The following is a 16,639-nucleotide window of genomic DNA, read 5'->3' as shown; positions in this document are numbered from 1 at the left end:
GTCTCACCCGGCTTACTGTGCGTCTCGCGCCCCTGAAGAACACGGCAACGCGCCTTTGGTTTCGGCGCGGACCGGTCCGCAGCAAAATTATTTTTGAGCGCGGGGTTCAGTCCTCGAACACGACGGTCTTGGCGCCGTGCAGCAGAACCCGGTCCTCCAGATGGCGGCGGACTGCGCGGGCGAGAACCCGGCGTTCGATGTCCCGCCCTTTGCGGATCAGGTCGTCCGGCGTGTCGCGGTGGCTGATTCGCTCCACGTCCTGTTCGATGATCGGACCTTCATCCAGATCGGCGGTGACATAGTGGGCCGTGGCGCCGATCACCTTCACCCCGCGCGCATGGGCCTGGTGATAGGGGCGGGCGCCCTTGAAGCCGGGCAGGAAGGAGTGGTGGATGTTGATGCAGCGCCCCGCCAGCCGACCGCTGAGATCGTCGGACAGAATCTGCATGTAGCGGGCCAGAACGACCAGCTCCGTGCCGGTCTCCTCGATCAGGCGCAGAAGCTGGGCCTCCTGGGCCGGCCTGTCGGCGGCGCTGACGGGCAGGTGATGGAAGGGCAGGTCGCCCAGATCGACGTGGCCGATCATCTCGCGCGGATGGTTCGAAACGACCGCCGTCACATCCATGGGCAGTTCGTCGATCCGCCAGCGGTACAGCAGGTCCGCCAGGCAATGGTCGAAGCGCGAAGTCAGAATCATCACCTTGCGCGGTTCCGGCCCCCTCAGGGTCCAGTCCATGTCGAATCGCCCAGCCAGAGGGGCGAAGGCGGTGCGGATCGCGGCCGGGTCGTCGCCTTCGCGCGGTTCGAACACCACACGCATGAAGAAGGTGGCGCCGGCGGCGTCGCCGAACTGCTGGGCGTCGGAGATGTTGGCGTCCCGCTCCAGCAGGAAGGCGGACACGGCCGCCACAATGCCGTGGCGGTCGGGGCAGGAGAGGGTCAGGATCATCAGACGGCAGGCTTATCCGGGAGAAACTTGCCGAGTATGGCCCAGGTTTCCGCCTTTGCCGACAAGGATATTGCATGGGCGGGGCTGGACGACGGCAGATCGACCAGGGCGAGGCCGGCGAGGTCGGCCAGGATCCGCCGACCCAGCTTGGCCGCCAGACCGCCGTTGAAGGCGACGGCGCGCAGTTCGGGGAGGTCCTGGATCAGACCGCGCAGATCGGCGGCCTCGGGCGACTTGATCGCCGCGTCCAGACTGCCGGATCGCCGGGCCGAGGCGATTACGTCCCACAGGCCGACGCCGCGCGCCTTCAACCGCTCCAGGCGGTCGGGGTAGGGCAGGGCGGCCAGGGGCTCGTCCAGCACGCCGCCGATCAAAGGCCAGAAGCCGTTGCGCGGATGGGCGTAATATTGCGCCGCCTTCAGCGAGGCGTCGCCCGGCAGGCTGCCGAGGATCAGCAGGCGGGTGTCCGCATCGACGACGGGAGCAAAGCCGATGCGGCGGTCGTCTTGCGGTTCGGGGCTCACCCCTCGCCGAACACCCGCCTGAACACCACGTCCACATTCTTGGTGTGATAGCCGAGGTCGAACAGGGCTTCGAGCTGATCGTGGGGCAGGGTGACGCGCTCGTCGGCCTTGAGGAAGTCCAGGAAGGCGCCCTCGCCGCGCCAGACCTTCATGGCGTTCTCCTGCACGGCGGCATAGGCCGCCTCGCGCGAGACGCCGGCCTGGGTCAGGGCCAGCATGACCCGTTGCGAGTGCACCAGACCGCCCAGGCGGTCGAGGTTCTTCTGCATGTTCTCGGGATAGATGTTCAGCCGCTCGATCACGCCGGCCAGGCGTTGCAGGGCGAAGTCAAGATGGATGGTGGCGTCGGGACCGATGCCGCGTTCGACCGAGGAATGGCTGATGTCCCGCTCGTGCCACAGGGCGACGTTTTCCATCGCCGGGGTCACGGCTGAGCGGACCAGACGGGCCAAGCCGGTCAGGTTTTCGGTCAGGATGGGGTTGCGCTTGTGCGGCATGGCCGACGAGCCCTTCTGACCCTTGTCGAAGAATTCCTCGGCCTCCAGCACCTCGGTGCGTTGCAGGTGGCGGATCTCGACCGCCAGACGCTCGACCGAAGAGGCGACCACGCCCAGGGCGGCGAAGAAGGCGGCGTGGCGGTCGCGCGGGATGACCTGGGTCGAGACCGGCTCGACCTGGAGCCCCATCTGTTCGGCCACATAGGCTTCGACGGCGGGATCGACATTGGCGAAGGTGCCGACGGCGCCGGAAATGGCGCAGGTGGCGATCTCTTCCTTGGCCGTGATCAGGCGGCGTTTGGCGCGCTGGAACTCGGCGTGATAGCCGGCGAGCTTCAGGCCGAAGGTCACGGGCTCGGCGTGGATGCCGTGGCTGCGGCCGACGGTCGGGGTGTACTTATGCTCCTTGGCGCGGGTTTCCAGCGCGGCCAGGACGCGATCGACGCCTTCGATCAGCAGGTCCGACGACCGGGCCAGCTGGACCGCGAAACAGGTGTCCAGCACGTCCGACGAGGTCATGCCCTGGTGCAGGAAACGCGCCTCTTCGCCGACGATCTCGGCGACGTGGGTCAGGAAGGCGATGACGTCGTGTTTGGTGGTGCGCTCGATCTCGTCGATGCGGTCGGCGTCAAAGGTCGCGTCCTTGCCCTTGGCCCAGATGGCGTCGGCGGCCTGCTGGGGGATGACGCCCAGTTCGGCCATCTTGGTCGCCGCATGGGCCTCGATCTCGAACCAGATCTTGTACTTGGTCTCTTGCGACCAGATGGCGGCGGCGTCGGGGCGGGAATAGCGCGTGATCATGGGGCGGTCGTGTCGGTCCGGCCGCCGTCGGAGTCAAGGTTTGCGGTGCTCTAAAGCTGTCCCATCGTATTGTCGTGATCGACGGCCTGCCGCTTCAGCCAGGCGACGAAGGCGGTGGCGCTGGGCGAGGGCGGGCGGTCGCGGGGCTGGACGACGTAATAGGCGAAGCCGACCGCTTCCGAGCCGTCGGGGAAGGGGGCGACCAGACGGCCCGAGGCCAGGTCGGCCTGGGCCAGGGTGCGTTTGGCCAGGGCGACGCCGCGGCCGGAAGCGGCGGCCTCGATCAGCAGGCTGGACTGGTTGAAGCGCGAGCCCCGGCGCGGGTCGGGGTGGCGCACGCCGCGCGCCTTCAGCCACATGGCCCAGTCGGGGCGGCTGGGGTCGCCGTCGTTGGACATGTCGTGCAGCAGGGTGTGGCGCATCAGGTCGGCGGGTATGCGGATCGGATGTTCGCCGTTCATCAGAGACGGGGCGCAGACGGGCAGAACCGTTTCGGTCATCAACCGGTCCACGGTCAGGCCGGGGTAGTCGCCGGGGCCGTAGCGGACGGCGAGATCGACCTTGCCCTCGGTCAGGTCGGCAGTCTCCATGTCGGCCGATATCCAAAGCTCGATCTCGGGATGGGCGGCGTGGAAGTCGTCCATGCGCGGCATCAGCCATTTGGAGGCGAAGCCGGGGGCGATGCTGATCGACACCTGTTTCCTGCGCGGCGGCTCGCGCAGCAGGGCCGAGGCGTCCATCAGCCGCTCGAACCCCTCACGCAGCAGGGGGACCGAGGATCGGCCGAGGTCGGTCAGCTGGAGACCGCGCGCCTCGCGTACGAACAGGGGGCCGCCGACAATGTCCTCCAGCAGGCGGATCTGCTGGCTGACGGCGCCGGGCGTCACCGCCAGTTCGTCGGCCGCGCGCGAGAAGTTCAGGTGACGCGCGGCGGCCTCGAACGCGCGCAGGGCGTTGAGCGGGAGCAGGGAACGGGCCATCGCCGTTAGAAATCCTATCAGCGTGCCAAAGGCAATCTGGTTTGCGGGTCTGGACGGGGAGGCCGATGGTTCGGGCTCCGCCGCCGTCCTCCTTCCCCGACGCCGGCCCTGAAAGCAAGACGATGCGTGTATTTCTCGCCTCCATTCCGCTTGAGGCCGCCAAGATCGTGATCATCGGCGGCGGTGAGCCCGCCCTGGCCAAGCTGCGACTGTTCCTGAACACGCCGGCCCAGCTGCTGTGGTTCGCGCCCGACGGCGCCCCGCCGAAGATGGAAATCCCGCTGAGCGCGCCTGAGCCGGCGCTGCGCGCGCCCGAGGCGGACGACCTAGCGGACGCGCGGCTGGTCTTTATGGCCTTGGACGACGCGGACGAACTGACGCGGCTCAGCGCCCTGGCGCGGGCGGCGGGGGCCCAGGTCAATGTGGTGGACAAGCCCCATCTGAGCGACTTCCAGACCCCGGCCCTGATCGACCGGGACGAGGTGGTGATCGGGGTCGCTACCGGCGGATCGGCGCCGATCCTGGCCCGCGACATCCGCACGGCCGTCGAGGGCGTTCTGCCCGCCGGCCTGGCCCATGTCGCCCGGCTGGCGCGCGAGCTGCGCGATACGGTCAAGGCCAATGTGCCGGACTTCATGGCGCGGCGACGGTTCTGGGAGAAGGCGTTCCGGGGACCGGCGGCGGCCTTGGCAGCCGAGGGGCGCACGGCGGAGGCGCGGCGCGAGATGCTGCGTCTGCTGAACTCGGCCGCGCCGGAGCAGGGGATGGTCCATATCGTCGGGGCGGGGTCGGGCGATCCGGAGCTGCTGACCCTGAAGGCGCTGCGGGTGCTTCAGGACGCCGACGTCATCATCCACGACCGGCTGGTCCCGGAAGCCGTGCTGGAACGGGCGCGGCGCGACGCCAAGCGGCTGTATGTCGGCAAGGCGCGCGGCGAACATTCGGTGCCTCAGGATCAGATCGAAGCCCTGATGATCGAGGAGGCGCGGGCCGGTCACCGGGTGGTGCGGTTGAAGGGCGGCGATCCCTTCGTCTTCGGGCGCGGCGGCGAGGAGCTTGAGGCGATGCGGGCGGCCGGGGTTCCGGTCTTTGTCGTGCCGGGGGTGACGGCGGCGCTGGCCTGCGCGGCCTCAGCGGGCATTCCCCTGACCCACCGCGACCATGCCCAGGCGGTGACCTTCGTCACGGCCCAGGCCAAGCCGGGCGGCGTCGACGCCGACTGGAGCCGACTGGCCGCGCCTAATCATACCCTTGCCATCTATATGGGCGTGGACCGGGCCGAGGAGACGGCGGCCAGGCTGATGGCGGCCGGCCGCGCGGGCTCGACACCCGTGGCCGTCGTCGAGAACGGCAGCCGGCCGGATGAGCGGGTGCTGACCGGCCGGCTCGACGGGCTGGGCGCCCTGGTGCGCGGCGCGGACCTGACCGGTCCGGCCCTGGTGTTCGTGGGCGAGACGGCGGCGTTTTCGGCGGCCCAGCCGGACGTGCGGACGGAGGCGGCGGCATGAAGATCGTCACCGCAAACCGCCTGTCGGACGGGCGCGTCATCTATGCGGGCGTGGACAATCAGCCGGTCGAGCGCCTGGACCAGGCCTCGACCCTGGACGACGCGGCGGCCGAGATCGTGCTGGCCGAGGTCGCGGCGCGGCCGGACGTGTTCGTCAATCCCTATCTGGTCGAGGTTCAGGATCGCTCGCCCTCGGGCCGGGATCGGCTGAAGGAGCGGATTCGCGCCGCCGGTCCGACCGTCGGCCACAGCGTCGCGGGAGGCGTGGGCTGATGTATCGCTATGACGAGTTCGACCACGCCCTGGTGCGTGAGCGGGTGGCGGAGTTTTCCGACCAGGTGGCGCGCCGCGCCTCCGGCGCCCTGACCGAGGACGAGTTCAAGCCGCTGCGGCTGATGAACGGGGTCTATCTGCAGCTTCACGCCTATATGCTGCGGGTCGCCATTCCCTATGGAACGTTCAACAGTCGGCAGATGCGCCGGCTGGCCCATATCGCCCGCACCTATGACAAGGGCTACGGCCATTTCACCACGCGGACGAACATCCAGTACAACTGGCCGGCCCTGACGGACCTGCCGGCGATCCTGAGCGATCTGGCCGATGTCGAGATGCACGCCATCCAGACCTCGGGCAACTGCATCCGCAACACCACGACCGACGTCTTCGCCGGGGCGGCTGAAGACGAGATCGAGGATCCGCGACCCTGGTGCGAGATCATCCGTCAGTGGTCGACCATCCATCCGGAATTCTCGTTCCTGCCGCGCAAGTTCAAGATCGCGGTGATCGGGGCCGAGAAGGACCGGGCGGCGATCCGGACCCATGACGTGGGCCTCCAGATCGTAAAGGGCGAGGACGGCGGGACGGCCTTCCGCGTCTTCGTCGGCGGGGGGCAGGGGCGACTGCCCCATATCGGTCAGGAGATCGCTTCGGCCGTGCCCGCCGCAGACCTGCTGGCCTATCTGACCGCTATATTGCGAGCCTGGAACCTGCTGGGGCGGCGCGACAATATCCATAAGGCGCGGATCAAGATCCTGGTCGCCTCGGTCGGGCTGGAGGCCTTTCGCCAGGAGGTGGACAAGCACTACGCCACCCTGCGCCTGGAAGACCTGCGGATTCCCGAGGAGGAGGCCGAGCGGATCAAGGCCTATTTCGCCCCGCCGCCGTTCGAGGATCTGCCCAGGACCAGCGCGCCGTTCGACCGCGCCCTGCTGGCCGACCCGGACTTCGCCCGGTTCGCGCGGAACAATGTGCGGCGTCACCGGCAGGCGGGCTATGCCTCGGTGGTGGTGTCGCTGAAGCCGGTCGGCGGCGTGCCGGGCGACATCACGGCCGACCAGATGGACGCGGTCGCCGACCTGGCCGAACGCTACGGCTTCGACGAACTGCGCGCCGCCTATGAGCAGAACCTGGTCCTGCCCCATGTGAAGCTGGACGATGTGCCGACGGTCTGGCGGGCGCTGCTGGAGGCGGGGCTGGCCACGGCCAACGCCGATCTGGCGACCGACGTCATCGCCTGCCCGGGACTGGACTATTGCAGCCTGGCCAACGCCCGGTCGATCCCGGTGGCCCAGGCCCTGTCGAAACGGCTGGCGGACCTGGACTATCAGGAGAGGCTGGGGCCGGTGCGTATCAATATGAGCGGGTGCATCAACGCCTGCGGCCACCACCACGTCGGCCACATCGGCGTTCTGGGCGTGGATCGTAAGGGCGAGGAGTACTACCAGATCACCGTCGGCGGTTCGCCCGACGAACAGGCGGCGCTGGGCGACATCGTCGGCAAGAGCCTGCCGGCCGACGAGGTGGCGCCCGCCATCCAGCGGACCCTGGACCGCTATCTGCAAATCCGCGCCGAGGGCGAGAGGTTCATCGACACGGTGCGCCGTGTCGGACCCGATCCCTTCCGCGACGCCATCTATGAGACGCTCGATGCTGCAAACGCTTGAGGGAGTTCAGAACGGGCCGCGCCTGTCGGTGACGACCCCGCTGGAAGAGGTCGAGGCGGCCGCCGCCGCAACCGACGTCCTGGTGCTGGAGTTTGACGCCTTTCGCGACGGGCGCGGCTTCTCGCTGGCGGCGGTGCTGCGCGAGCGGGGCTACGCCGGGCGGCTGATCGCGGCGGGCAAGGTCCTGCCGGACCAGGCGCGCCATCTGCGGCGGTCGGGATTCGACGCGGTGGAGCTGGCGCCGGGCGCCGACACGGCGGCCTGGGCGCGGATGGATCAGGCCTTCAGCGGCTCCTATCAGCCGGCCGTCGATCCCGCCCCGACCATCTGGCAGAGACGGCGGGCGGCGTCGAACGATCGGGATCTGCAGGCCCTGGCCGACCGGCTGAACCGCGAGACCGAGGGCAAGGCCGCGTCGGACATCCTGAAGGCGGCGCTGGATCCGGCCCTGGGCCTGCGGGTCGGGACCATATCCTCGTTCGGGGCGGAATCGGCGGCCCTGCTGCACATCGTGGCCGAGACGGACCCGAACGTGCCGGTCGTCTTCCTGGAGACCGGCCAGCATTTCCTGCAGACCCTGTCCTATCGCACCCAGCTGACCAAGGCTCTGGGGCTGACCGACGTGCGGCTGGTCACGCCGGATGCGAACGAGAAGGCGAGCCTGGACGCCCGCGACGACCTGTGGAAGACCGACGCCGACGCCTGCTGCGACCTGCGGAAGGTGCGGCCCCTGGCGCGGGCGACGGTCGGGTTCAACGCCCTGATCACCGGGCGCAAACGCTATCAGGCCGCGACCCGCGCGGCGTTGAAACCGTTCGAGGTGCTGGACGGGGTGCTGCGGATCAATCCGCTGGCGGACTGGGACGCCGACGCCGTCGAGGCCTGGCTGGAGGCGCACGACCTGCCCCGTCATCCCTTGGTCGAGCAGGGCTACCGCTCCATCGGCTGCTGGCCCTGCACCCGCGCCGTCGAAGACGACGAAGACGCGCGGGCCGGACGCTGGTCGGGGATGGACAAGGTCGAATGCGGCATCCACCTAGGCAGGCGTCAGGTCGCCGCCTGATCGTCCTCCCGTTCGACCTCGCCTGAAAGCTGAAACGTGTCCGTCACACCGTCTGTCATCGACCTGATCGGCCATACGCCGCTGGTCCGCCTGAATCGCCTGTCCGACGAGACGGGCTGCGAAATCCTGGGCAAGGCCGAGTTCATGAACCCCGGCGGCTCGATCAAGGACCGCGCCGCCCTGTCCATCGTTCAGGGCGCGCGGGCGTCGGGCGCGCTGAAGCCCGGCGGGACCATCGTCGAGGGCACGGCGGGCAACACCGGCATCGGCCTGGCCCTGGTCGGGGCGGCCCTGGGCCATCCGGTGGTCATCGTCATTCCGCGCACCCAATCGGAGGAGAAGAAGTCGGCCATCCGGTCGCTGGGCGCACGCCTGGTCGAGGTGGACGCCGCCCCCTTCTCCAGCCCGAACCATTTCGTCCACTATTCCGGACGCTTGGCGTCTGAGCTGAACGAGAGCGAAGAGGCCGGGGCCATCTGGGCCAATCAGTTCGACAACACCGCCAACCGCGACGCCCACTATAGGACCACCGGCCCGGAGATCTGGGCGCAGACCGGCGGCGAGATCGACGCCTTCGTCTCGGCCGTGGGGTCAGGCGGCACCATTTCGGGCGTCGCCGCCTATCTGCGCGAGAAGAAGCCGGAGGTGACCATCGCCCTGGCCGATCCCGCCGGCGCGGCCCTGTTCAACTGGTTCACCAAGGGCGAGATGACGGGCGAGGGCTCGTCGATCACCGAGGGAATCGGGGTGGCGCGGATCACCGGCAATCTGGAGGGGTTCAAGCCGGATTACGCCTACCGGATCGAGGACGCCGAGTTCCTGCCGATCCTGTTCGATCTGGTGAAGCACGAAGGTCTGTCGCTGGGCGGATCGGCCGGGGTCAATATCGCCGGGGCTGTGCGGCTGGCGCGCGAGATCGGGCCGGGCAAGACTATCGTCACCTGCCTGTGCGATCCGGGGTCGCGCTATGCGTCCAAGCTGTTCAATCCGGAATTCCTGACGTCGAAGGGCCTGCCGGTTCCGGGGTGGGCTTAAGACCCTCTCCCGCTTGCGGGAGAGGTGGCCCGGCGTCCGCGCAGCGGACCAGGGTCGGAGAGGGGAGTCTCGTTTGAACAGAAGACTTCCCCCATCGTCAGGCGTGTCGCTGCGCGCCACGGCCTGACACTTCCCCCGCAAGCGGGGGAAGGTCCTATTTCTCCGCCGCGATCCAGGCGTCCATCCGCTGGTCCAGCAGGGCCAGCGGCAGCGGGCCCTCCGTCAGCAGGGCGTCGTGGAAGGTGCGGACGTTGAACTTCGGCCCCAGTTCGCGTTCCGCCCGAGCGCGGATCTCGCGCAGGCGGATCTCGCCGATCTTGTAGGCCGTGGCCTGGCCGGGCCAGCCGATGTAGCGCTGAAGCTCGGTCTCGATATTGTGGGGCGCCAGGGCCGAGTTGTCGCGGAAACAGGCGCGGGCCTGCTCTTCTGACCAGCCCATCCAGTGCAGGCCGGTGTCGGCCACCAGGCGGCAGGCGCGCCACATCTCGTAGGACAGGCGGCCGAACCGCTCATAGGGCGTGCGGTAGAAGCCCATCTCCTCGCCCAGGTATTCGGGGTACAGGCCCCAGCCCTCGGTGAAGGCGGTCACATTGGCCTGGCGACGGAAATAGGGCTGGTCCTCGGCCTCCTGCTGCAGGGCGATCTGGAGGTGGTGGCCGGGCACGGCCTCGTGCAAGGTCAGGGCCGGCAGTTCGTACAGGGGGCGCTGGTCGAGCTTCGACGTGTTGACCACATAGTGGCCAGGGACGCCGTTCTGCATAGAGCCGGGATTGTAGCGGCCGGTGGTGTAGGTCGCCTCGATCTGGGGCGGGACCGGCTGCACGTCATAGGGCAGGCGGGGCAAGGTGGCGAACAGGGCGGGCAGGCCGCCGTCCGCACGCTTGGCCATCTCCGACGCCTTCTCCAGCAGGTCCTCGCGCGTCTGGGCGTAGAATTGCGGGTCGGTGCGCAGGAAGTTCAAAAAGCCGGCGAAGTCGCCGGTCCAGCCGGCGGCCTTCATCTCGACCTCCATCCGGGCGCGGATGCGGGCGACCTCGGACAGGCCGATCTGGTGGATCTGGTCCGGCGTCAGGTCCGTGGTGGTGTGGCCGCGCACCAGATAGGCGTAGAGGGCCTTGCCGCCGGGGCGGTTGCCCAGACCGGGCTCGATCGGAGCCTGGGGCAGGTATTCGGTCTCCAGGAAGGTCAGCCAGGCTTGGCGCGCGGGGACGAGGACGGCGGCGACCGCAGCGGCGGCCTCGGCCCTCAGCCGGTCGCGGTCTGCGGGGGCGATGGTGGCCGGCAGGGTGGCGAAGGGTTTGAGCAGGGGCTCGTCCTCGGGCGTGATCGCCACGTCGTTGCGCGCCCCGGCCAGGGCGCTTTCGGTGACGGAGCGGGGCTGGACCATGCCGGTGGCGAGACCCCGCCGGGCGTTATCGGTGGTCTGGGCGTAGATGTCGCCAAAGCCCCGTATGCGCCGGATATAGGCCTGAGCCTCCGCCACCGTGTTGAGCCGGGTGCTCTGGCCGACATAGAGGGCCCAGGTTCCGGGCCCGCCTTCGCTGTCGAAGGCCAGGCGAGAGGCGTCGTAATCCAGACCCTCGACGCCGCGCTTCAGGCTGTACAGCAGGAAGGCGTGGTTGATCCGCCCCGCCTGGGAAAGACTTGCCGGGTCGATGGCCTCGACCCGGGCGACGAAGGCTTCCAGCGGCGCGCGCTGGGCCAGTTCGAAGGCGCGCGACAGGTCCGGGACCCGGCCCATGGCCTCCACATCGCCCTCTCCGCCCGCAGCGAAGGGGTCGATCGCCTTCAGATAGGCTTCGTAGTCGGCGATCAGGGCGTTCAGGGCCGCCTCAGCCGGGCGGGCCGTCGCCGGCGCCGCCACGGGGACCCCCGTCTGCGCAGCCTCCGGGGCCGCAGCCGCGCCGGTCGCCGCCGTCGCCAGACAGGCCGCAACGGCCAAACCGATGATCTTCATGACGCCCTCCGCTTTCAGCCGCCACGCAAGCGGAGCGGACGGGGGGCGTCAAGCCGTCATCCGCAGGCGGCGAAGAAGCGTTCGATCTCGGCCAGGGCGGCGGGGCGGGCGGCGTAGGCATGACGTTCGTCCCCGTCCCAGACGGCGATCCAGCCCAGCCGGCGGAACCGCTGGAAGACGGGGTCCTTCGTGTGGGCGCGGGCCTGGGCGTAATAGCCGTCGCTGATCGCCGCCTCTTCCGAAGTGGCGCGATAGGTTTCGGTGTCGCCGCCCGACTCCAGCCGCAGCTGGCGCGCCGGCTTGTCGAGCATGGCGGCCAGGTCCAGCGCATCGGAACCCGGACGGCAGAAGAGCTGAAGCTTGACCTCGTCGCTGTGGGCCATGCCGTAGACCAGAGCCTGTTGCGGCGGCTCGTCCGTGTTGCGGATCCAGTCGTAGCCCGGCGTCGGGGCGGGGGCGGATGCGGCCGGGGACAGGTCGGCCGTCGGCGGCTGGGTCGCGCAGGCGGCCAGGGCCGCGACGGACAGAAGGGGCGGGATCAGCTTAAGCCGGGACATCGTCGGTCTCCTCAACCGGCGCAACGGTCCGCCAAACGGCGCAGCTTGGCAAGATGGGCGCGGGGGATGGCCACCCGGTCTGTTCGATCGCCCGTCTGAATGGTCAGATCGCCCGAGCCGACGAAGGCGGCGAACAGCGGATGGTCGGTGCGGACCGTCACCTGCAGCCGTCCCCGCCGTCCGAACCGGGCCGGACTGGTCGCGGCGACGTCGCCGGAGCTCAGGCGCGCGAAGGCGGCGCCGGGCGCCGGGGCGTCTTCCTTGTATACCGTAAGGTCCACGACGCCTGAGCGCGGATCACATTCCACGGTGGCGCGAAGATTGGGCGTGTCGGGCGCCTCATTGGCCAGAACGACCGGACCCTCGTTCTCATAAAGGGTCCAGGTCCAGACCGGGGCGGCGCGCGGAGCTCCCGCCTGGCCGAAAGCCAGGAGGGCGGCGAGAATGAGGTTCATCGGTCGGCCCTGCTGGCGGTGGAAGTCAAGCCTGCGTCAGCCGCGTATTTTGTCAAGCGCGCGAAGATCCGCAATAGGCCAGAAAGTCCGCGATCATCCGCCGCTCGGCCCTGTCAGCGGTCAGGTCGAACTGGCCTGCATCGCCCTGAACCCGCATCACGCCGCGGTCGGCGAGACCCTTCAGACTGGCGTCCTGCAAGGACAGGCGCGACTCCGTAGCGTCGCCGCCGGTCAAGGGATCGATCAGGCTGGGACCGTGCGAGGCGTTGATCAGGCGAGGCGTGTCCGGCTGAACGTCGCCATAGACCACGGCCGTCCGGTCGCCGGGCGAGCAGGTGACCATCAGGGCCAACTGATCGGAGTTGGCCACGCCGTAGGCCAGCTTGGCCATGGCGCCCTCGTGGCTCAGATGCCAGGCCATGGCCAGCGTTTCCGCCGACATATGGGCCGAGGGCTCGGTCGCCTGCGGCTTGGCGGCGAAGGCGACCAAGGCGATGGCGGCGGCGGCGGGGATCAGAACCTTGAACATTTGATTAACTCGCGTCTGACGGTCAAACGCGGGTATCCGTCAACAGTTCACGGCTCCGCTTGCGCGGCTGATGGTTGTGGCTTTCGCGCCGCAGCGGATCAGAACGGGCTGAAGCGCTCCACCAGGCTCTGGGCGGCGGGGGTGGCCTGCATCCGGCTGATGTCGCCCCGACCGCCGTAGGAGATGCGGGCCTCGGCGATCTGAGTGTGGTTGATCGAATTGGCCGAGGAGATGTCTTCCGGCCGCACGATGCCGGCGACGGTCAGTTCGCGAACCTCACGATTGGTGCGGACCTCCTGGCGGCCCTGGATGACCATATTGCCGTTGGCCAGAACCTCGGTGACGACGGCGGCGATGGTCAGAGAGACCTTTTCGGACCGGTTGACCGAGCCCGAGCCCGAGGCGTTCGTTTCGCCTTCCAGCCCGACCATCTTGGCCGGATCGAAACCGCCGGGGAAGGCGCGGCCCAGGCTGCTCTCTAGGCCGAAGAAGTTGGACACTCCGGTCGAGGCGTCGTTGGACCGCGACCGCTGGGTCGTGTTCTGGGTCTGGGCGCGGTCGTCGATGTCGATGCGGACGGTCAGGATGTCGCCGACGTGACGGGCGCGCTGGTCGCCGAAGAAGGTGCGGGCGCCGACCCGCCACAGGCTGTTGGCGCTGGCGGGGGTCGATTCGGTCCGCATCGCCGGGGCGGCCATATAGGCCTGCTGAGTGGGAACCAGGGCGGCGGGATAGCCGATGGGCGCCAGTTGGGGGCCGCGCACCGCCTCGACGGCGGTGGAGCAGGCGCCCAGGGAGGCGGCGGAGACGGCGGCGGCGAGGACGAGCTTACGCATGACGGACTTCCCTAGCGGGCGGCGAATTGTTGAGGATTGGCGCGGACCATGTCGGCGGCGGGACCGGCAAGGGCCTGGCCGGGACCGGAGGCCACGGCGTCGATGATGCGGTTGGAGGAGGTGTTCATGACCGCCACGGGCTCGCCCAGGGCGGCGTTGCGCAGCGCCTTGCCCATGACGCTGAGATTGACGCCCCCGACCTGATAGGTGACGCGCACCATGTCGTTGCGGGCGATGACCTGGGCGCCGGCGGAGACAAAGGCGGGGCGGGCCGTCTGGCCGGCCGAGGCGGCGGCGGTCTGAACCGGGACGGCGGCGGCGCGACGCACGGCGACTCGACGGAGGCCCGTCGGATTGTCCCAGTCCAGACCCGCCTGACGCGCCTGGGCCTGAAGGGCGCCGGCTTCCAGAACGACGGACGGGCCAACGCGCTGGGCCACCACCACCTCAGAGGCGGCGCCGGCGCCCTCGAACAGGTCGCCCAGCGTCACCCGGCCGTCGTCGTCGACGGGGTTGGACTTCAGGACCACCGAACCGGCTGAGGCGGCGCCGGCGATCGCAGCGAAGACGGCGGTCAGGGCCAGGGCGTTACGAACGATCTTCATGGCTTAGCCCTTCACCTGGGAGGTGACCGACATCATCTGGTCCGCCGTCGATATGACCTTGGAGTTCATCTCATAGGCGCGCTGGGCGATGATCAGGGCGCTGATCTCGGACACCGCATCGACGTTCGAGGCTTCGGTATAGGCCTGCAGGATCTGGCCGAAACCGACGTCGCCGGGCGAGCCGATGTTGGCGGCGCCCGAGGCGGCCGTCTCCAGCAGCAAATTGTCGCCGATCGCTTCCAGCCCCGCCTCGTTGAAGAAGGTCGCCAACTGGATCTGGCCCACGGTGGTCGGCGCCGTCTGACCCTGCTGCGTCGCCTGGACCAGGCCGGTCTTGGAGATGGTCAGCTTGACCGTGTCCTGCGGGATGGAGATCGCCGGTTCCAGAGGATAGCCGTCGTCGGTGACGATCTGGCCTTCGGGGCTGAGCGCCAGATTGCCCGCGCGAGTGTAGCCGATCTCGCCCGAGGGCAGGGTCACCTGGAAATAGCCGCGGCCGTCGATCGCCATGTCATAGGGATTGCCGGTCTGCTGGGGCGTGCCCTGTTCGGTCACGCGATAGACCGCCCCGGCCTTGACGCCGGCGCCGATCTGAATGCCCGTCGGGACGACCGTGCCCTGGCTGGAGGACTGAGCCCCCATCCGCTCGACGTTCTGATAGAGCAGATCCTGGAACTCGGCGCGCTGCTTCTTGAAGCCCACCGTGTTCATGTTGGCGATGTTGTTGGAGATGACCTCCACGTTCAGCTGCTGGGCGGCCATGCCCGAGGCGGCGGTGCGAAGTGCGCGCATGTCCAGGGTTCCTTATGCGACCTTGCCGAGGCGCTCGACGGCGCGACGGCTCAGGTCGGTGGTGTTCTCGATCATCCGGGTGACGCTCTCATAGGCGCGGCTGATCTCGACCAGGTTGGTGATCTCGACGAGGGAGTTGACGTTGGAGGCTTCCAGAGCGCCCTGATGGACCTGGGCGTCGTTCGCCTCGACCGGCTGGGTGTTGGAACCGTTGCGGTAGAGGCCGTCGCCGCCCTTCTCCAAAACGCCCAGGGTGTCGAACCGGACGACGGAAAGGCGGCCGGTGATCTGGCCCGCCTGGGTGATGGTCCCGTCCGCGCCGACCGATATGGCGCCCAGCGCAGGGTCCAGCACGATCTCGGCGCCGCCGCTCAGCACAGGCGCGCCCTGTTTGGTCGTCAACCGGCCCTCGGGGTCCAGGGTGAAGGCGCCGTCGCGGGTATAGGCCTCGCCGTTGGCGCCGTCGCGGACGGTGAAGAAGGCGCCTTCTCCGGCGATGGCGAAGTCCAGCGTGCGGCCCGTCTCGGACATGGCGCCCTGGCCGAAGTCCCGGCCGACGCCGTTGTCCAGCACGAAGCTGGCGGACGGCCGGATGGCGTCGTTGCGCGCCCGCTGGCCGATTTCCGTCCCGACCATCAGCTGCTCCACCTTGAAGCCGGTGGTGTCGGCGTTGGCGATGTTGTTGGCCACGATGTCCAGCTCGCGGCGCAGCGTCATCTGACGGGACAGTCCGATATAGGCGGCGTTTTCCACGACGAGGCTCCTTCGGAAATCCCTTACGCAATGACCGTGCCAACAGGGTTAATTCAGGCGCGGCGGGGCTTTGCGGGGGAGGAGGGGCGAGTTCGCCCGGCAAAAACTGCCGTTTGTAAACGTCGCATTAACCAAGCCGGGCCGATCTTCCCCTGTAGATTCTCCGGGGCGAGCGCATGTTGAAACTTGGCAAGAAGAAGGGCGACCCCAGCGCCGACGCGACCGAGGCCGAGGCGGGCGCCGAGGGCGAAGAAGGCGCGCCCAAGAAAAAGAAGCTGCCGATCCTGTTCATCATCGCCCCGGTCGCCCTGCTGGTCCTTGGCGGCGGCGGCGCGGCCGCCTTCTTCCTGATGAAGCCCAAGCCGGCCGAGGCGCATGGCGAGGAAGCCGCCGCGCCGGAAGGCGGCCACGGCGAAGCCAAGGCCGAGGAAAAGGGCGGTCACGGCAAGGAAGAGAAGAAGGGCGAGGAAAAGGGCGGCGGCCACGGCGGGGGCGGCAAGGAGGGCGAGGCCGATCCGTCGCTGGGCAAGATTTCAGAAGGGCCGGACGGCGTCACCTTCTACACCCTGCCGGACATGGTGATGAACATCCAGTCGCCGGACGGACGCCCCACCTTCCTGAAGCTCAAGCTGACGCTGGAGATGCATGACGCCGAGGTGGCGACGCATCTGCAGGAAGAAATGCCGCGCCTGCAGGACATGTTCACGGGCTTCGTGCGGGAGCTTCGCCCCGAGGATCTGAGCGGTTCCGCCGGCACCTATCAGCTGCGCGCCGAGCTTCTGCGCCGCATCAATCTGGTCGCCGCGCCGGGCAAGGTCGACGCCGTTCTGATCGAAGAAATGCTGGTGCAATAGGC

General features: G+C 68.7%; 18 protein-coding genes. 6 read left to right on the top strand and 12 right to left on the bottom strand.

Features of this window, described 5'->3' with window-relative positions; translation table 11 throughout:
- Positions 1-106: 106 nt before the first annotated feature.
- Genes purU through gcvA form a run of 4 tightly spaced genes read right to left on the bottom strand, consistent with a single transcriptional unit; the run spans position 107 to position 3,751 of the window.
- A complete protein-coding gene (gene purU, locus JMT67_RS06040; RefSeq protein WP_201462968.1) occupies positions 107-949 on the bottom strand; it encodes a formyltetrahydrofolate deformylase in 843 nt (280 codons plus the stop codon).
- Positions 949-1,473, bottom strand: a complete 525-nt coding sequence (locus JMT67_RS06035) for a DNA-deoxyinosine glycosylase (protein WP_201462967.1) — start codon at positions 1,471-1,473, stop codon at positions 949-951. The genes purU and JMT67_RS06035 overlap by 1 nt, the downstream gene beginning before the upstream one ends.
- Positions 1,470-2,771, bottom strand: a complete 1,302-nt coding sequence (purB, locus tag JMT67_RS06030) for an adenylosuccinate lyase (protein ID WP_201462966.1) — start codon at positions 2,769-2,771, stop codon at positions 1,470-1,472. Before purB ends, JMT67_RS06035 begins: the two co-directional genes overlap by 4 nt.
- Before the next feature lie 50 nt (positions 2,772-2,821).
- Positions 2,822-3,751: a transcriptional regulator GcvA gene (gcvA, locus tag JMT67_RS06025; RefSeq protein WP_201462965.1), complete on the bottom strand. Its 930-nt coding sequence runs from the start codon at positions 3,749-3,751 to the stop codon at positions 2,822-2,824.
- Between the two features lie 122 nt (positions 3,752-3,873).
- Between gcvA and cysG the strand changes: the two genes are divergently transcribed.
- From cysG to JMT67_RS06000, 5 genes are read left to right on the top strand one after another with little or no spacing between them, the layout of a single operon-like run.
- Positions 3,874-5,259 (top strand): siroheme synthase CysG, encoded by a 1,386-nt coding sequence (gene cysG / locus JMT67_RS06020; RefSeq protein WP_201462964.1) that lies wholly within the window; start codon positions 3,874-3,876, stop codon positions 5,257-5,259.
- Positions 5,256-5,531, top strand: a complete 276-nt coding sequence (locus JMT67_RS06015; RefSeq protein WP_201462963.1) for a DUF2849 domain-containing protein — start codon at positions 5,256-5,258, stop codon at positions 5,529-5,531. Before cysG ends, JMT67_RS06015 begins: the two co-directional genes overlap by 4 nt.
- Entirely contained in the window at positions 5,531-7,201 is a 1,671-nt protein-coding gene (locus JMT67_RS06010) for a nitrite/sulfite reductase (protein WP_201462962.1), read from the top strand. Before JMT67_RS06015 ends, JMT67_RS06010 begins: the two co-directional genes overlap by 1 nt.
- Positions 7,185-8,264 carry a phosphoadenylyl-sulfate reductase gene (locus JMT67_RS06005; protein WP_201462961.1) on the top strand — a complete coding sequence of 360 codons (1,080 nt, stop codon included), beginning with the start codon at positions 7,185-7,187 and terminating at the stop codon, positions 8,262-8,264. Before JMT67_RS06010 ends, JMT67_RS06005 begins: the two co-directional genes overlap by 17 nt.
- A 36-nt stretch (positions 8,265-8,300) precedes the next feature.
- Positions 8,301-9,299: a cysteine synthase A gene (locus JMT67_RS06000; RefSeq protein WP_201462960.1), complete on the top strand. Its 999-nt coding sequence runs from the start codon at positions 8,301-8,303 to the stop codon at positions 9,297-9,299.
- A 154-nt stretch (positions 9,300-9,453) separates the two neighbouring features.
- On the opposite strand, the gene JMT67_RS05995 is transcribed toward JMT67_RS06000, so the two are convergent.
- The 8 genes from JMT67_RS05995 to flgF all read right to left on the bottom strand — a co-directional run bounded on the left by JMT67_RS05995 (position 9,454) and on the right by flgF (position 15,783).
- Positions 9,454-11,256, bottom strand: a complete 1,803-nt coding sequence (locus JMT67_RS05995) for a DUF885 domain-containing protein (protein ID WP_201462959.1) — start codon at positions 11,254-11,256, stop codon at positions 9,454-9,456.
- A 56-nt stretch (positions 11,257-11,312) separates the two neighbouring features.
- Positions 11,313-11,813 (bottom strand): hypothetical protein, encoded by a 501-nt coding sequence (locus JMT67_RS05990; RefSeq protein WP_201462958.1) that lies wholly within the window; start codon positions 11,811-11,813, stop codon positions 11,313-11,315.
- Positions 11,814-11,824: 11 nt separating this feature from the next.
- Positions 11,825-12,268, bottom strand: coding sequence for a hypothetical protein (locus JMT67_RS05985; protein WP_152950762.1), 444 nt, complete (start codon positions 12,266-12,268; stop codon positions 11,825-11,827).
- 52 nt (positions 12,269-12,320) lie between these two features.
- Complete coding sequence (locus JMT67_RS05980; RefSeq protein ID WP_201462957.1) at positions 12,321-12,797, bottom strand: hypothetical protein; 477 nt, start codon at positions 12,795-12,797, stop codon at positions 12,321-12,323.
- A gap of 98 nt (positions 12,798-12,895) precedes the next feature.
- A complete protein-coding gene (gene flgH / locus JMT67_RS05975; RefSeq protein ID WP_152950760.1) occupies positions 12,896-13,633 on the bottom strand; it encodes a flagellar basal body L-ring protein FlgH in 738 nt (245 codons plus the stop codon).
- A gap of 11 nt (positions 13,634-13,644) precedes the next feature.
- The gene (locus tag JMT67_RS16400; RefSeq protein WP_152950759.1) at positions 13,645-14,238 is read right to left on the bottom strand and encodes a flagella basal body P-ring formation protein FlgA; all 594 of its coding nucleotides are present in this window, start codon (positions 14,236-14,238) and stop codon (positions 13,645-13,647) included.
- A 3-nt stretch (positions 14,239-14,241) separates the two neighbouring features.
- Positions 14,242-15,030, bottom strand: coding sequence for a flagellar basal-body rod protein FlgG (gene flgG, locus JMT67_RS05965; protein ID WP_183214906.1), 789 nt, complete (start codon positions 15,028-15,030; stop codon positions 14,242-14,244).
- 12 nt (positions 15,031-15,042) lie between these two features.
- The gene (gene flgF, locus JMT67_RS05960) at positions 15,043-15,783 is read right to left on the bottom strand and encodes a flagellar basal-body rod protein FlgF (RefSeq protein WP_182714065.1); all 741 of its coding nucleotides are present in this window, start codon (positions 15,781-15,783) and stop codon (positions 15,043-15,045) included.
- Positions 15,784-15,959: 176 nt separating this feature from the next.
- Between flgF and JMT67_RS05955 the strand changes: the two genes are divergently transcribed.
- Positions 15,960-16,637, top strand: coding sequence for a flagellar basal body-associated FliL family protein (locus tag JMT67_RS05955; RefSeq protein ID WP_201462956.1), 678 nt, complete (start codon positions 15,960-15,962; stop codon positions 16,635-16,637).
- Positions 16,638-16,639: the final 2 nt, after the last annotated feature.

Origin of the sequence: Brevundimonas aurantiaca (assembly GCF_904830995.1) — a bacterium.
GTDB classification, from domain to species: domain Bacteria; phylum Pseudomonadota; class Alphaproteobacteria; order Caulobacterales; family Caulobacteraceae; genus Brevundimonas; species Brevundimonas aurantiaca.
The sequence above is the reverse complement of the archived record's forward strand: the minus strand, read 5'-3'. Positions and strand labels throughout refer to the sequence as shown.

Coding starts and splice junctions, on each gene's coding strand:
- flgG (WP_183214906.1), bottom strand. CDS start 15,030: ATGCGCGCACTTCGCACCGCCGCCTCGGGCATGGCCGCCCAGCAGCTG.
- cysG (WP_201462964.1), top strand. CDS start 3,874: ATGCGTGTATTTCTCGCCTCCATTCCGCTTGAGGCCGCCAAGATCGTG.
- gcvA (WP_201462965.1), bottom strand. CDS start 3,751: ATGGCCCGTTCCCTGCTCCCGCTCAACGCCCTGCGCGCGTTCGAGGCC.
- JMT67_RS16400 (WP_152950759.1), bottom strand. CDS start 14,238: ATGAAGATCGTTCGTAACGCCCTGGCCCTGACCGCCGTCTTCGCTGCG.
- JMT67_RS05980 (WP_201462957.1), bottom strand. CDS start 12,797: ATGTTCAAGGTTCTGATCCCCGCCGCCGCCGCCATCGCCTTGGTCGCC.
- JMT67_RS05955 (WP_201462956.1), top strand. CDS start 15,960: ATGTTGAAACTTGGCAAGAAGAAGGGCGACCCCAGCGCCGACGCGACC.
- flgH (WP_152950760.1), bottom strand. CDS start 13,633: ATGCGTAAGCTCGTCCTCGCCGCCGCCGTCTCCGCCGCCTCCCTGGGC.
- JMT67_RS06010 (WP_201462962.1), top strand. CDS start 5,531: ATGTATCGCTATGACGAGTTCGACCACGCCCTGGTGCGTGAGCGGGTG.
- purU (WP_201462968.1), bottom strand. CDS start 949: ATGATCCTGACCCTCTCCTGCCCCGACCGCCACGGCATTGTGGCGGCC.
- JMT67_RS06015 (WP_201462963.1), top strand. CDS start 5,256: ATGAAGATCGTCACCGCAAACCGCCTGTCGGACGGGCGCGTCATCTAT.
- JMT67_RS05990 (WP_201462958.1), bottom strand. CDS start 11,813: ATGTCCCGGCTTAAGCTGATCCCGCCCCTTCTGTCCGTCGCGGCCCTG.
- JMT67_RS05985 (WP_152950762.1), bottom strand. CDS start 12,268: ATGAACCTCATTCTCGCCGCCCTCCTGGCTTTCGGCCAGGCGGGAGCT.
- JMT67_RS06005 (WP_201462961.1), top strand. CDS start 7,185: ATGCTGCAAACGCTTGAGGGAGTTCAGAACGGGCCGCGCCTGTCGGTG.
- purB (WP_201462966.1), bottom strand. CDS start 2,771: ATGATCACGCGCTATTCCCGCCCCGACGCCGCCGCCATCTGGTCGCAA.
- JMT67_RS05995 (WP_201462959.1), bottom strand. CDS start 11,256: ATGAAGATCATCGGTTTGGCCGTTGCGGCCTGTCTGGCGACGGCGGCG.